The 14,710-nt window shown below is 38.4% G+C and carries 17 protein-coding genes and 1 riboswitch; of the genes, 5 read left to right on the plus strand and 12 right to left on the minus strand.

Going from position 1 to position 14,710, the window contains the following annotated elements; translation table 11 throughout:
- Positions 1-76 precede the first annotated feature (76 nt).
- A complete protein-coding gene (locus CEY16_RS09850) occupies positions 77-865 on the plus strand; it encodes a histidinol-phosphatase HisJ family protein (RefSeq protein WP_101331845.1) in 789 nt (262 codons plus the stop codon).
- A gap of 244 nt (positions 866-1,109) precedes the next feature.
- Here CEY16_RS09850 and CEY16_RS09855 read toward each other — a convergent pair whose 3' ends face one another.
- The 4 genes from CEY16_RS09855 to CEY16_RS09870 form a co-directional block, all read right to left on the minus strand.
- Positions 1,110-1,928: a DUF368 domain-containing protein gene (locus CEY16_RS09855; protein WP_101331846.1), complete on the minus strand. Its 819-nt coding sequence runs from the start codon at positions 1,926-1,928 to the stop codon at positions 1,110-1,112.
- Positions 1,929-2,005: 77 nt separating this feature from the next.
- Positions 2,006-2,779 (minus strand): ABC transporter ATP-binding protein, encoded by a 774-nt coding sequence (locus tag CEY16_RS09860; protein WP_101331847.1) that lies wholly within the window; start codon positions 2,777-2,779, stop codon positions 2,006-2,008.
- A gap of 10 nt (positions 2,780-2,789) precedes the next feature.
- Positions 2,790-3,845 carry a FecCD family ABC transporter permease gene (locus CEY16_RS09865; RefSeq protein ID WP_338015920.1) on the minus strand — a complete coding sequence of 352 codons (1,056 nt, stop codon included), beginning with the start codon at positions 3,843-3,845 and terminating at the stop codon, positions 2,790-2,792.
- Between the two features lie 15 nt (positions 3,846-3,860).
- Positions 3,861-4,880 (minus strand): ABC transporter substrate-binding protein, encoded by a 1,020-nt coding sequence (locus tag CEY16_RS09870; protein WP_101331848.1) that lies wholly within the window; start codon positions 4,878-4,880, stop codon positions 3,861-3,863.
- A 119-nt stretch (positions 4,881-4,999) separates the two neighbouring features.
- Positions 5,000-5,187, minus strand: a riboswitch (cobalamin riboswitch).
- A gap of 126 nt (positions 5,188-5,313) precedes the next feature.
- On the opposite strand from CEY16_RS09870, the gene CEY16_RS09875 reads away from it, so the two are divergent.
- Together CEY16_RS09875 and CEY16_RS09880 are read left to right on the plus strand one after the other, a co-directional pair.
- On the plus strand, positions 5,314-6,549 hold the full coding sequence (locus tag CEY16_RS09875) for a helix-turn-helix domain-containing protein (RefSeq protein WP_101331849.1): 1,236 nt from the start codon (positions 5,314-5,316) through the stop codon (positions 6,547-6,549).
- A gap of 17 nt (positions 6,550-6,566) precedes the next feature.
- A complete protein-coding gene (locus tag CEY16_RS09880) occupies positions 6,567-7,340 on the plus strand; it encodes an enoyl-CoA hydratase (protein WP_101331850.1) in 774 nt (257 codons plus the stop codon).
- Positions 7,341-7,514: 174 nt separating this feature from the next.
- Here the strand turns inward: CEY16_RS09880 and CEY16_RS09885 are convergent, their stop codons facing one another.
- Both CEY16_RS09885 and CEY16_RS09890 read right to left on the minus strand, forming a co-directional pair.
- Complete coding sequence (locus CEY16_RS09885; RefSeq protein ID WP_101331851.1) at positions 7,515-8,084, minus strand: NADPH-dependent FMN reductase; 570 nt, start codon at positions 8,082-8,084, stop codon at positions 7,515-7,517.
- A 106-nt stretch (positions 8,085-8,190) separates the two neighbouring features.
- Positions 8,191-8,703 (minus strand): DNA topology modulation protein, encoded by a 513-nt coding sequence (locus CEY16_RS09890; RefSeq protein WP_101331852.1) that lies wholly within the window; start codon positions 8,701-8,703, stop codon positions 8,191-8,193.
- Positions 8,704-8,938: 235 nt separating this feature from the next.
- Between CEY16_RS09890 and CEY16_RS09895 the strand changes: the two genes are divergently transcribed.
- Positions 8,939-9,589, plus strand: a complete 651-nt coding sequence (locus CEY16_RS09895; protein ID WP_101331853.1) for a 3D domain-containing protein — start codon at positions 8,939-8,941, stop codon at positions 9,587-9,589.
- Positions 9,590-9,659: 70 nt separating this feature from the next.
- Here the strand turns inward: CEY16_RS09895 and CEY16_RS09900 are convergent, their stop codons facing one another.
- The 4 genes from CEY16_RS09900 to CEY16_RS09915 form a co-directional block, all read right to left on the minus strand.
- On the minus strand, positions 9,660-10,076 hold the full coding sequence (locus CEY16_RS09900) for an organic hydroperoxide resistance protein (RefSeq protein ID WP_101331854.1): 417 nt from the start codon (positions 10,074-10,076) through the stop codon (positions 9,660-9,662).
- 81 nt (positions 10,077-10,157) lie between these two features.
- Positions 10,158-11,024, minus strand: a complete 867-nt coding sequence (locus tag CEY16_RS09905) for a GNAT family N-acetyltransferase (protein WP_101331855.1) — start codon at positions 11,022-11,024, stop codon at positions 10,158-10,160.
- Between the two features lie 12 nt (positions 11,025-11,036).
- Positions 11,037-11,489 (minus strand): GNAT family N-acetyltransferase, encoded by a 453-nt coding sequence (locus CEY16_RS09910; RefSeq protein WP_101331856.1) that lies wholly within the window; start codon positions 11,487-11,489, stop codon positions 11,037-11,039.
- Between the two features lie 121 nt (positions 11,490-11,610).
- Positions 11,611-11,808 carry a cold shock domain-containing protein gene (locus CEY16_RS09915; RefSeq protein WP_101331857.1) on the minus strand — a complete coding sequence of 66 codons (198 nt, stop codon included), beginning with the start codon at positions 11,806-11,808 and terminating at the stop codon, positions 11,611-11,613.
- A gap of 262 nt (positions 11,809-12,070) precedes the next feature.
- On the opposite strand from CEY16_RS09915, the gene CEY16_RS09920 reads away from it, so the two are divergent.
- Positions 12,071-12,865, plus strand: a complete 795-nt coding sequence (locus CEY16_RS09920; protein ID WP_101331858.1) for a SurA N-terminal domain-containing protein — start codon at positions 12,071-12,073, stop codon at positions 12,863-12,865.
- Positions 12,866-12,975: 110 nt separating this feature from the next.
- Here CEY16_RS09920 and arsC read toward each other — a convergent pair whose 3' ends face one another.
- Positions 12,976-13,389, minus strand: coding sequence for an arsenate reductase (thioredoxin) (gene arsC / locus CEY16_RS09925; RefSeq protein WP_101331859.1), 414 nt, complete (start codon positions 13,387-13,389; stop codon positions 12,976-12,978).
- Positions 13,390-13,405: 16 nt separating this feature from the next.
- On the minus strand, positions 13,406-14,704 hold the full coding sequence (locus tag CEY16_RS09930; protein ID WP_101331860.1) for an arsenic transporter: 1,299 nt from the start codon (positions 14,702-14,704) through the stop codon (positions 13,406-13,408).
- Between the last annotated feature and the right edge of the window lie 6 nt (positions 14,705-14,710).

Consider the following 14,710-nt stretch of genomic DNA (forward strand, 5'->3'; position numbering starts at 1 on the left):
TGTACATGTGCTTGTCAACCCATTAGAATGATAGAATATCTATTTATAGAATTACCTATTTAGGAGGAGAAGAAACATGTACGATTTCCATATGCACTCAACTTTTTCTGCTGACTGTAAAGCACCAATGGAAGATATGGTCCAAGCAGGTATAGAACAACAATTGAAAAAAATCTGTTTCACTGAACATATAGATTATGAATACCCTGATACCTCGATTATCTTTGATGTCGACCTTGATCAGTATGAAAACGAAATTAGGAACATGAACGATCGTTTTGGAAGTCAGATTCAAGTTCTTAGAGGAATTGAAATAGGTGTACAACCACATATTCTTGATCAATATCGTCAGCTATTTAAAGAACGTAGCTTTGACTTCACTATCTGTTCCATGCATACGACTGATCGCAAGGACTTGCATTCAGGTAGGTTATTTGAAGGTGTTAAGCTTGATGAGGCCTATGAGAAATACTACGGGGAACTATATGAATGTGTTAAAAATTTTGAGGAGTTCAGCATTCTGGGACACTTGGATCTAGTTACCCGATATAAATACGAGAAAGGTGTCTATCATTATCTAGACATCATTGAGGAAATTTTTAAAACGATTATCCCGCGAGGACAAGGGATCGAAATCAATACATCTGGTTACAAGTATAATATGGAACGTCTTCTTCCGAGTAAAAATATACTTCAACTCTATTACGATATGGGTGGAGAAATCGTTACGATAGGTTCAGACGCCCACAAACCCGAACGAGTAGGTGACCGAATTGACGAAGCAAGAGAGTTGCTGAAGGATATCGGGTTCAGGTACGTTTCCACTTTTGAAAAAGGTGAACCTGATTTTCATAAATTAACTTAACTTGATGAGAATCTCCGATAATTATGGGATAGGTGCGGTTAAATGTTGGGTAGGTTCAGTTAAATCACGAGTAGGTTTGGTTAAACTAGCCGTAGATTCTGTTAAAAGATAAATAGGTTTAGTTAATTCAGTGTTAGGTTCTGTTAAATCACGAATAGATTCAGTTAATCTAATCTTAGGTTTGGTTAAATAAACATTAAATAAAAAGCCGAACGATTAACTCGTTCGGCTTTCCTAATTTCAATTAATTTTGGTATTCTAATTTTCCTAATAAATAGGCTGCAAGCAGACCACCTGCTAAACACACGACACTGAGGACATTCAACATCGTATCTGATTCAAACCCTGGATAAACTACATATAATGAACCGATCACCAGCCCGAGAATGAGTGCGTAAGTTTTATAAAAGTAATTATCTAAGAAAAACTTGACGATACGTCCCATTACTAATAGGCCAACCACGATTCCTAACCCGAGTGGGATCAAAGCATCTATCACGAAGTTTGAAATTGATTCTATAAAAGTCGGATACATCCCAACTAACAGTAACAGAAACGAACCGCTTATTCCCGGTAAAACCATAGCCGAGCTAGCCATCATACCAGATAAGAACAATAAGATATATGTCGTAGCACTGAACTCATCTATGGCTGAAGCACTTGATTCATTAAAGAACCCCATAGAAGCTACTAATAAGACAGCCAATATCAATATGGCATAATGTGATTTATTAAAAGTCTTTTTATAATCTGATTCTCTTGCCAACATTGGGATGATCCCAACTATAAGTCCTAAAAATACGAATTGCACTTGATTCGGATAATGTTCCAGCAACCACTCCATCGCATTCGCAAAAGCAGCTAACGCTAGCAGAACTCCAACAAACAATGGTAAGAGAAATGCTAAATGTTTCTTCCAGTCTTTAGTGAAAATGCCGGTTATACCATCGATCAATTGTGGGTAAATCCCTAGGACTACTGCAATCGTTCCACCACTTACTCCTGGAATCGCATCGCTTGTACCCATGATTGCGCCACGGTATAAATTCTTCCATTCAATCATTCAATAATCCCCATTTCTAATTTTCCAGTTATGAACAATCCCTTGTCCTAACATTATACTAAAAAACATTCAAAATACTACTGAGGACTCAATAATATTTGAGGAATATTAGATTTGGGGTGACGAATGATTTCTGGTGTTGCATGATAAACTTGACGCAGAGTTTCTTCAGCGATGATATCCTCACTTGACCCTTCTTTGACAACTTCGCCATGATTCATTAAAATAAGCTTCTCACAAAATTGCGCGGCCAAATTCAAATCGTGTAAGACCATCACCACTGTAAGGTTCTCACGCTCCTGCCATTCTTGGACCAATCTAAGGACGTTCAACTGATGTCCTATATCTAAAAAAGTAGTAGGCTCATCTAGCAATAATAGCTCTGGCTCTTGGACCATTGCCTTAGCAATTGCTACTCGTTGCCTTTCACCACCGCTCAAGGTATCTAGCATCTGTGACTTGAAGTCCTTAAGTCCTGTTATTTCTAATACATGGTCGACTTTATCATAATCCTCCTGACTCTCTCTTTGGAAAAAGCCAAGGTGCGGATAACGCCCCATTAGGACGGCATCATAAACTGAGATCGGATAAGGTGCAAGCCCTTCTTGAGTCAACACTGCTACGCTTTTGGCGATCTTTTTGGTCTTCCACTGGTTCACACTCTTTCCTTTTAAATAAATCGAGCCAGCGGAGGGTTCCTCCAACCCTGATATCAGCTTGATCAATGATGACTTCCCTGCCCCATTAGGACCAATTAAGCCGACACATTGCCCTTCAGTTATTTCGATCGTAACATTCTGGACTATGGATTGACCTTCAATTTTTTTTGAAACTTGTTCGAGTTGTAACATGACGAGCCTCCTAGAAGTATCCTCTCTTAGCTTTTCTTAATAGGTAACCGAAGAATGGTGCCCCTAGAAAAGCCGTGATGACTCCAAGTGGGATTTCTCTTGGCGCTAGAACTGTCCTTGCAAAAGCATCAGCACCTACTAAAAAGATTGCCCCACCCACAATCGAAAGCGGTAAAATCAATCGATAATCTGAACCGAAAATCAATCGGATAATATGGGGTACGACTAATCCGACAAAACCAATGGCGCCTGAAACGGAGACAGCTGCACCAGTAATGATAGAAGCAAGCACTAATAGATAAAATCTTGTGCGCTGAACAGAAACACCCGAATGATAGGCCGCTTCTTCACCCAATCCCAACATATTCAATTCCCTAGCAAAAAATAAGGAAATCACAACTACGATTGAAATGATCGGTAGCACGACCTGATTATAACTCCAATCTGTCAGTGCTAAACTTCCCATCATCCAGAAAACGATCGTTTGTAACTTTTCATTAGATAAAGATAATACCAACGACAAACAAGCACCTATGAATGCCTGAACTACGACACCTGCTAAGATGATCGTTTCTAGTCTCGCCTTATTTTCAACGCGCGATAAAAAGTAAACAATCATCAAAGCCGCGAAACCGAACAAAAATGCGACAGCAGGAAGTGTGAAATTTCCTAACCAAGTGACTTGCCATCCGAAAACGAAAAATAAAGCTGCTCCGAACGAAGCTCCAGACGACACACCTAATATGAATGGGTCTGCCAAAGGATTTCTCAATACCCCTTGGTAAATTGCTCCCGCGAGACCGAGCGCAGCTCCCACGATTGCCCCGAGAATGACACGCGGCATACGGATATCCCATACAATCGTTTCACTAGAGGCACTCCAGTCTGAGCTCACCCACTCTTTTATAAGTGGGATTTTAGAAGCGATGACCTCCCACACCATCGAAACCTTGATCGATGCTGCACCCAGTGAAATTGATAGACTCATAGCAAACAGTAACACTAGAACCAAAACCGGCAGCCATGTCATCAATTTTTTTCGAATTGTCGCTTGATTACTTCCCACTTGAATGTGCCCCTTTTATTCCACTTGATCTGGGTAAAGATGTTCAGCGATCGCTTCTAAGCCTTCAACTAAACGAGGCCCCGGGCGCGTCACTTGATCACCGTGAATATCATATACTTCCTCGTTCTGTATCGCAGATATATCCTGCCAGTTTTCCCTACTTAATACTTGTTCCTCAACGTTCTCGGTGTAAGAACCGTAAGTCGTGAAAATAACATCTGGATTTCGTTCTATGATTAATTCTTCACTGATTTGTGGCCAACCTTCTTGATCACTGATGATATTCTCGCCACCAGCAAGGGTAATCAACTCATTAATAAATGAACCTTCCCCACCAGAATATAATTCTGGACCAACTTCTAGCCAAACCTTTTTACGCTCTTCTTCCGGAATTTCCGAAACAGCCGACTCTATTTCATCCACCCTATTTTTCATATCATCTACTAGGTCATTTGCTTGATCGGCATAGCCTGTCGCCTGACCTATCATTTCTATATCAGCATAAACCTCTTCCAAACTTTGAGCCCCTGTGACCACTACATTAAGGCCCGCACTTCTCAGTGAATCTATACTTTCTGCATTATTTAGATCTGCTACCACTAAGTCTGGTTCTAACTCGACAATTTTCTCTATATTTAAATTCATATCGCCGACTTTTTCTAAATCTGCTACCTCTTCAGGGTAGTTGGACCATTTGTCCACACCCACTACATGATCTCCAGCACCTACTGCAAAGACAATTTCAGTACTACTAGGTATAACAGTTACGATTTTTTCAGGTTTTTCTTCAATCGTGACTTCTTCTCCGCTTTTATCTGTAAGAGTCACTGATTCAAATGATGAACCTTCTTCTTTACTTGCTTCTTCTCCACTTGATTCTTCTTCCTCATTCGCTTGCTCTTCCGTTTGTTGATCTGAATTCTCTTCATCCTCTTGGTTATCCCCAGCGTTATCACCTTGGCAAGCTGCTAACCCGACAACTAGCACAAGTACGATGGCCAATAACCATTTTTGAAGTGTGTTGACTTTTGTCATAAAAATCTCCCTCTCTGTCCATATAAAAATGCCTTTGCTTCCTCCAGGAAAAGAAACAAAGGCATGAACAGATATGTATTAACCTACTCAAACAGCCTTTCCTTTAAACCCGAAGGAAAAAGACTCGAACAAATAGGCAGGTCTCCTGGCTTTGGGTCATCGCTTCTCATCCCTTCCCATCCAATTAAACGGACAGTGGTTTGATAAGTCGCTCCCAATCACAGTGGCGGGACCGCGTCGGATTTACACCGAACTTCCCTTTTAAGCGAACAGATTATCTGCTCGCACCTAAATGAGTCGAAATATGAAATTAGTATTCTTCATCATATTAATTCTTTCTTGCCAACTAGTCAACAGGGAAGTAATCACCTACACTTCTTACTAAATAGCCGTAAAAGTGATACGATAGTAGCAACGACAAGGGGTGAAGACGATGGATTTAGGGGTAATGATCCAATACTATCGCACAAAGAATGGTATGACTCAAAAGGATTTAGCCAGTGGAATTTGTTCAATCTCTTATTTGAGTAAAATGGAGAATGGATCGATCCAACCTAAAGATGATTTAGCTGAGTTGTTATTTGAGAGACTTGATATCAGTTTTTCCGAAATCACTTCATATGATGAAGACGACATAAATAAGAAGATTCAACAGCTTTATAAAAAAATTCAACAAAATGATCATGATTCGTCTACTTCGCTGGTCGAGGAATTAGAAAGAATCATTACCCCTTTCCATCGAACAGAAACTCAAAACTTTTTCTTGCTGGTTCACTTCTATTATTTAATAAATGAAAGGGACTCAGAGAAATTCAGTTTGATGGCGCCTGAAGTGTTACGGCTTGAAAATACATTCTATGAAGAAAAAAAATATTATTATTGTAAAATCATTGGTTTGTATTATCAGCTAATCTCTTATCCTAATAAATCAAACGAATATTTTGAAAAGGCTAGATTTTTGCTAGAGGAGCATACTCTTAAGGACCCTGAAATCTATTATTTGTTAGCCTTGTCACTCACGAGTATGAAAAAACCCGCTTATTCCAACTACTATTGTCAGATGGCTACAGACCAATTCGCTAATGAATTCCTTTATAGTAAAGTTACGGATTGCTATATCTTATACGGAATTAATTACACCATACTAGAAGCTTATGACTTGGCTGAAAATTACTTAAAGCAAGTTCTTCACTCCAAACCGATGGGACATACTTCTGATGTACGGGAACAAGCCAAACATTACCTAGCTGTGCTTAGTTATTGGAAAGAAGAATACGACGTTGCAATCAATTTTTTTGATGATACTGTCACAGAGGATTTACATTCAGACCAGGTATTAGAAAAGTATTTGATTTTATCGAAAATCAATTATATTAAAGGAGAATTGGATCAAGCTAAAGAATATTTAAATAAAGGGAAAGAGTTATTGAAGAAGGAAAAGCACGTTAGCTTCCAGCATCGCTTCTTCATTCTCGACCACCAGATCCATGGTACCATCGGAGAATTCCATTTCATTCGAAAAGCAGAAAAAGTGCTCCTCCCTTTTTTCGAGGAGACAGAAGACTCAACTTCGTACAATGAAGTTGTACAAATTCTCGCTAACATCCATTATGACCGAGAAGAATTCCAAGTGGCCACTGAGTATTTCAAAAAATTGATGATTAAATAAAAGACGAGGTGCAAACAATGACAGACACAGTTTTATTAAATGAAGAAAACAATATTGCTACAATCACACTCAACCGACCTGATCAACTCAATTCTATGAACCTAGAGTTGTTGGAGTCATTGGCTGAGCGCTTAAAAGAAGTGAAGGAGAGTTCTTCTCAAGTAGTCGTACTGACTGGAGCTGGGAAGGCATTCTCTGCGGGTGGCGATGTGAAGATGATGCTTCAGTCTTCAGACCCAAAAGACTTCGAAAAAGTTATGAGCTTAATAAAAGAAGTCATTACGACTTTTTATCAATTACCTAAAATTACGATTTCCGCTTTAAATGGAGCGACTGCTGGCCTAGGCCTAAGTTTAGCTTTGGCTAGTGATTATGTCATCGCACAACAGGATGCTAAAATCGCCATGAACTTCATTGGTATTGGATTAATTCCTGATGGCGGTGGTCATTTCTTCATGGAGCAACGAGTTGGAACAGTGAAAGCAAAACACATGATTTGGGAAGGCCAAATGATCCAAGGAGAACAAGCATTAAAACTAGGATTGGTAGATCATATCGTAGAAGGAGAGTTAGATAAAACCGTTAATCAGTACACTTCAAAACTGACAAACTCTCCATTATTAGCCATGATAGAAACCAAGAATATTTATGCTAACCAAAATATTTCAAAGCTTGAGGCCATTTTAGAAGCTGAAACGAAAGGGCAACTCAAAATGCGTCAATCAAAGGACCACCAAGAAGGAGTCCAAGCATTCCTAGATAAAAGAAACCCAGTTTTTAAGGGAGAATAGAGTAGAATAAAAGAAGTATAAGCATCCTTTAAATAACTTTTAAAGTGACGCAATTATCAAAGAAAGTGGCGCAACTCCATTCTTGTATTAAATAAAATGAACCGGACGATCGTCTAATCGTCCGGTTCTCTTTATACCCACTTCAGTCATTTGAAGTGCTTCCGCAATTCCTTTTTAAAAATCCGTGGATAGATTGTCACCTTTCTGTAAGTCAGAACTCATTTGCATATAGTAATAAAATACTCGAGCCAATTCCTCGATTCTAAACTTTACGTCTTCATCAATGATTTCGTTCACATGGGAGAAATGAGCAGACTGAGTATATACATAGTTAGGTGTGATAAGTGATCTAAAGTAATCCAGTATTGGTTTCAATTGATTTTCAATTACCAAGTGATGTTGAAATGTCCCACCATTCGCAACAATTGCTACAGGCTTGTAACGCATCACTTTTGGAGAGATTAAATCAAACAAGTTCTTTAACGCACCTGGGATAGAACCTTGGAAAATAGGAGTAGCGATAATATAGCCGTCTGCTGCCTCCATTTCATCAATCATCGATTGTGTATCTTCGTTATAATCATCCTTCGGTCTTCCATCAGCAAATTGCATGTCATATTTCTCGAGATTCAATTCTTTTATTTCATAATCCGCTGAAAACTTTTCAAGTTCTGTTTTTACAGCTTCAAGTAATATCTTGGTTTTCTCACCTACAATGGATCCATTTATCAACAAGATTTTCAAAGTATGTTCTCCTTCCTTACAAACCGCTCGTCTTTTATATCTTGCACTATCTATCATTGTAAAACGATTACACTACTATCCGTCAATTGATTAATTCCGGCATATCTTACATATAGCTTTCCAAATTGCTCAAAAATTCATCTGTTTCTTTCTGGGATGTTAAATGGATAACTGTTCTTTTCTCCTCTTCAGATAACTTAGCCTTAATTTTACGGCCGTTTTTCTTGGGGAAGTCCCATATGTATTTTAAAAATTCCATATCTATCTTTTCAGGGCAACCTTTTCCCATGTCTGGTCGTTTTCTTCCTCTATATTTTAAAAATCTGCTTATAGCACGATACAAACATTTAACTCTAGGGTACTCTAAAAAGATTATTGTATCGGCCTTTTCATATCGAATATCGAGTGTTGATAGGTATGTACCATCAATAATCCATTGGTCTTCTTCAACAATCTTCATTTGTGCATTTATAAATTCATCTTTATTTATTGCTTTCCAACCAGGCTGCCAAAAAAACGAGTCTAAATGGAAAACCTCTGTATTCATTAACTTCCCTAGCCTTCGAGACAGTTGAGACTTCCCTGCCCCACTGGATCCCAGAACAATAATTCTCTTCAATGCACTCTTCCTTCCACTTAAGACGTACCTTCATCAGTTTACCGATAGATAGCCGATTAATCAAATAGGTTTTAATTTTCAGAATCATTACGTGCGATGATATATAAACGTAACCTCCTTGTATAAGCATTGAAATTGACCTGTGATACATGCCTGTTATACTGCACAAGGTGGATATTTTAGCAACCATAAATATCCATTCTACTTTGAAGTAATGCATCTGGAGGGATGGTAAATGAAAAAATCTTTATCAGGTATCATAATTCTATTCTCAATAATTTTAATGACAAGTCTAAGTGTGAACGCACAGGCAAACGGAGATCAATCAACTCACGCTACTAGTAACGGAAACAAAACAACTTTTGATAATATAGCTTATGATCTATCAACTTCTGACAAAACATTAGAAGCAAAAGACAAAATCACTTTGAACGAACCAGAATCTGAACAAGAAACAGAGCAAAAAGAACAAAAATCTGAACAAGAAGAACAAAATGTAGCTCAAGCTAGTGAACAGAAAGAACCTCAAAAAGAAACTGAAGAAAAAGAAGAGGATCAAAACATTGTACAAGCTTCATCTAAATCTGAACCAGAAGGTATAGAGCTAACAGTTGAAGCAACTGCTTATACCGCTTATTGTGAAGGTTGCAGTGGCATCACTTATACAGGTGTTGACCTTCGCGCGAATCCTGACGCAAAAGTAATCGCAGTTGACCCAAATGTCATTCCACTAGGCTCTAAAGTATGGGTTGAAGGATATGGAACATTTACAGCTGCTGATATCGGCGGAGCAATTAAAGGTAATCGTATCGACGTCTTCGTCCCAGGCGAAGCTGAAGCATTTAAATTCGGAAGACAAAGCTTGAAAGTAAAGATTTTAGAATAAAATATGATAATACAATACAACCCCGCTGGGATTCCAGCGGGGTTGTTTTTGTATTAGTGATATTAATCTATTATATTGCTCGAGCTTCTAACTCTACATCGACATTGCCACGTGTTGCTTTAGAATACGGGCACACCTGATGTGCGGCTTTCATTAATTCGTCAGCTTTATCTTGAGATACTCCCTTGAATTCTGAAATTAACTTCACTGAAATCTTAAAGCCACCATCTTCTTTATCTTTCATAAAGCTTACTTCAGAATGTGTAGTCGATTCTACATCGACTTTCTTATCCTGAGCAACGGCACCAATTGCTCCATCAAAGCAAGTTGCATACGTTGCTGCGAATAATTCTTCTGGATTCGTTCCAGTTTCATCTGTTTTTTCAGTTGGCATAACGACGTTTAAGTCGATTACTCCATTATCAGATTTGACATGACCCCCACGGCCACCTTTTGCCGTCGCTTTTGAAGTAAAAATTGCGCTCATATAGTAACACTCCTTTTTTGGAATCTTGGTTACATATAAGTATTACCCTTTAAGCAAAGCAATCATGCAATTCTAATAAAATTAATATATTTTCTTCATATATACTTGTTCGATCAACTCTTCAAACCCCATCTTCTGAAAAATTTCAATGAACCATCCATCATCTACAGGGAAATTAGAAATCACCCTAGGAAAATCCCCTTTTTCAACTTGAAAGACATCTGCCAACAATAAACGGATTTTCTCCTCACCTTCAACGGATTTAGAATCGATGCTGCACTGATGCAGTACAACACGCTCCAAACTCCCTAATTGATCATATGAAGACCGATAGACGGCGTAAGCAACAGGACTTCCGTCTTCCACCAACCATTTGCACTCAGCACCTTTTAGACTCTTTAGTTGGTTTTGCCAAGGAACCTCTTCGCGATAAAAAGATAGTGATTGAATTTTCTCTTTTGGAATATCTTCGATTTGATATTTTGTTGGGCTTGTTAGTTTAGATTTTACAATTTTTTCAGCTTTTAAGAACTTTAAACGGTTATCAATTACATAGCCATTTTTTTCGTACAAATTAATCGCTTTCTCATTAGAAGAAATAGCTTCTAAAACAGCGATATCAACATTATTATCCTTATACACTTGATCAACCGAACCCATTAAATATCGGCTGACTCCTTTTCCTCTAAAAGCAACAGGGATACCAGTTCCACCATTCCAAGCATAGTTTTTTCCATCGATTTCACGAAAACTATTCATAACGATTCCAGCTGGCTTTCCGCGCTCAAAACATACGACCGAACGAGTAAGGTCGAGGTTTTCATTTGCAACTCGTTCAATCATTGTCGCTGGGGTCATCTTAACATCGACCGCATACCCCTCAAAGCTAATATTCCAAATATCTACCAGTTCTCGCATAGTACAATCAACAGCCCATTTCCTGTCCATTGCTACAACCCCTTATAGATTAATATTTGCAATCATATCGATATGAGGAATATTATCTTCCAAATACTCCTCTGACATTACAACAAAACCACAATTTTCATAAAAACGTTGGAGGTGTGCTTGTGCTTGAATTTTTATGTAATCATTCTCAGGCCATTCTTCACGAGCAATTTCAATAGAACGATTGATCAACTCAGTTCCTAGACCATCCCTTCTATAAGGAGGTAACGTTATTACCCGACCAATTGAAGCCTGATTATATTTAACAGAAGGTGCAATGATACGACTGTAGGATACAATTTTTTCATCGTCTACCGCATACAAATGAATGGCTTCTTGATCATAATCATCCAATTCAGGGTAAGGACAATCTTGTTCTACTACAAACACATCCACGCGAAGTTTCATGATTTCATAAAGTTCATTAATTGATAGTGCATCGAATTTTTTACTTGTCCATCTCATGGTGTTCGTCTCCTTTTAGTGATATAGAAAAGATACCCGTCATTATGACGAGTATCTAACTGAAGAATCGCAAACAAAAAGGCGCACGTTAGTAACGTACGCCTTTTACATTTAACTTTTATTATTCAGCTACTACGTTAGCTGCTTGTGGTCCACGGTCGCCTTCGACAACGTCGAAAGTTACTGATTGACCTTCGTTTAAAGTTTTGAAACCTTCTGATTGGATCGCAGAGAAGTGTACGAAAATATCGTCACCGTCTGGGCGTTCGATGAAACCAAAACCTTTTTCTGCGTTAAACCATTTTACTGTACCTGTCATTCTTAATGACCTCCTAAAAAAAATATATTCACAAAACAATTGAATCGACTTACTGGACTGACTTCTAACCTGAGGTCATTAAGTAACTTGCGTTCAATTCCTTCGTACATTTAATACTATAACTCCTTTCGGGGAATAATGCAAGTGAAATGATAAATATTACAATTCAATATCAAAATTCTGTATGGCTTGTATTAGCTCTTCAACGTATGCTACCATTCATAAATGGCACAGAAAATATACTTCAAAGGATGTGTAAGTAGTGAAGAAATTACTTTTAGCGGGGATACTTGTACTTTTGACAGCAATCGTAGTTGCTTGTTCAAGTGGCGAGGAAGATGGACAAGACGACAATTCAACTGATACAGAAGGAACAGAAGAAAATGAAAATACAGAAGAAGAAGGCACTGAAGGTGAAAGCGACGAAGGTGGCGAAGGTGACAGCGCTGAAGAAGGCGATTCTGCTTCAGAACTTGATGTAGAAGTCGTAGCTACTGTAAATGGTAAAGAAATTCAAGCAGAAGAACTACTTGAAAATGAACAAATGGTGAAACAGAACTATCAAAGTATGGGTATGAATGTTGAAGAACGTTCAGATGAAATTCGAAAATCAGCCCTAGATCAACTAATTAACACTGAAGTAATCAAACAAAATGCAAAAGACGCTGGTATTGAAGCTTCTGATGAAGAAGTAGATGAAGAATACGATAAACTTGTCCAGCAATTAGAAGAACAATATGAAGATCAAGACGTTTCAGAAGTCTTTGAACAATTCGAAACAAGCGAAGAAGAAGTTAGAGAAGACCTTCGCAATCAACTTGTGACTGATAAATTTATCGACCAAAACACTGAAGAAGTCGAAGTTACTGAAGAAGAGCTAGAAGAGCAATATGCAACATATGAGGAACAAATGAGCCAGGCTGAACAAGAGGTTCAAGATTTTGAACAGGTTAAACCACAATTAGAGCAACAACTGATTCAACAAAAAGAAGGCAAACAACTTCAAAAGTTAATTGAAGATCTGAAAGAAGAAAGTGACATTGAAATTATGATCTAAACGTAAGAAAGCCGATTCAGAAGACTGAATCGGCTTTTTTGTATCTATATCTGTTTTGTTTCATGTTGGATAACAAAGCATTATTAATTAGACGCTATCTTTTTATATCTCTATTTGCTTAGATTTTCTACTCTTTTTTTAATTTCATCACGTACTTCACGAAATACTTCATTGACTTCTTCTTCGCTTCCTGTTGCTTTTGCAGGGTCTTCTAAGCCCCAATGATCAGATTCTATCCCTTTTGGTAGTACCGGGCAATTTTCTTTTGCGTCTCCACATAGTGTAATCACTAATGAGGATTTATTTAGAATATCTTGATCGATTACACTTGATTCCTGGTTGGAAATATCAATTCCTACTTCATTCATCATTTCCACAGCTTTCGGGTTCATACCGTGGGCTTCAATCCCTGCACTTTTCACTTCCCATCGATCGTTTAACAGCTCATGTCCAAACCCTTCTGCCATCTGACTTCTACATGAATTCCCTGTGCATAGAAAATACAAAATTGGTTTCTCTGCCATAATAATAACCCCTCCTTTATAGTTGGATCCATACTAATGATAAGAATAACCCGACCAAAGTGATGAATAGGACTGGAACAGTCAGGATGATTCCCACTTTGAAATAGTATCCCCATGATATATGGATTCCTTTTTTAGATAAAACATGTAACCACAATAATGTCGCTAGGGAACCGATCGGTGTGATTTTAGGACCGAGATCACTTCCAATGACATTGGCGTAGATTAAAGCTTCTCGTACAACACCTGTAGTATTCGTATCAGCAATTGCGAGTGCATCAATCATGACTGTAGGCATATTGTTCATCACAGATGATAAAACCGCTGCAATGAAGCCCATTGATATTGTTGCGACGAATAAACCTTGGTCAGCTGCACCATCGAGTACCCTTGCAAGCACGTCGGTCAGACCGACGTTTCTGAGTCCATAAACGACCACGTACATTCCGATGGAGAAAAAGACGATTGCCCACGGCGCTCCTCTTACAACGTCCATTGTAGGTACTGCTGGACTTCTTTTTGCCATAACTAAAAAGAAAATGGCAATGATACCTGCAATGAATGATACGGGCACTTCAATAACTTCACTTACGAAATAACCAATCAGTAATACCAATAGAACTCCCCATGATAAACGGAACATCCGGTGGTCTTTGATTGCGTCTTTCGGGACCTTCAAGTTTGCCACATCGTATTCAGTTGGTATATTTTTTCTGAAAAACAAGTAAAGAACTACGATACTGGCAACCATCGAAAACAGATTAGGAATAATCATCCGAATTAAATATTCAGTAAATCCGATACCGAAAAAGTCAGCAGATACGATGTTCACCAGGTTACTGATGATGAATGGTAATGAAGTCGTATCGGCAATAAACCCACTAGCCATAATAAAGGGTAGGATCATTGCTTCTTTGAAGTTCAATGCACGAACCATCGAAAGAACAATTGGTGTCAAAATCAGAGCTGCCCCATCATTTGCGAATAAAGCAGCAACCGCCGAACCAAGCAAAGTTACGAGAATGAACATTTTGACCCCATTCCCGTTTGCAATTCTGGCCATATGTAGTGCGGCCCATTCAAAGAACCCAATTTCATCTAAAATCAATGAAATGATGATGATCGCGATGAACGCTAAAGTCGCATTCCAAACAAGTTCCGTCACATCTATGACATCTTGAAAAGTGACAACACCTACAATCAATGCGATGATTGCCCCAGCACAGGCAGTCCATCCAATTCCCAACCCCTTAGGTTGCCAGATTACAAAAGTTAAAGTAACTAAAAATATAATAGTTGCTAAAATAATCTCCACAAAAAT

This window comes from Halalkalibacillus sediminis (assembly GCF_002844535.1).
Classification (GTDB): Bacteria; Bacillota; Bacilli; order Bacillales; family Alkalibacillaceae; genus Halalkalibacillus_A; species Halalkalibacillus_A sediminis.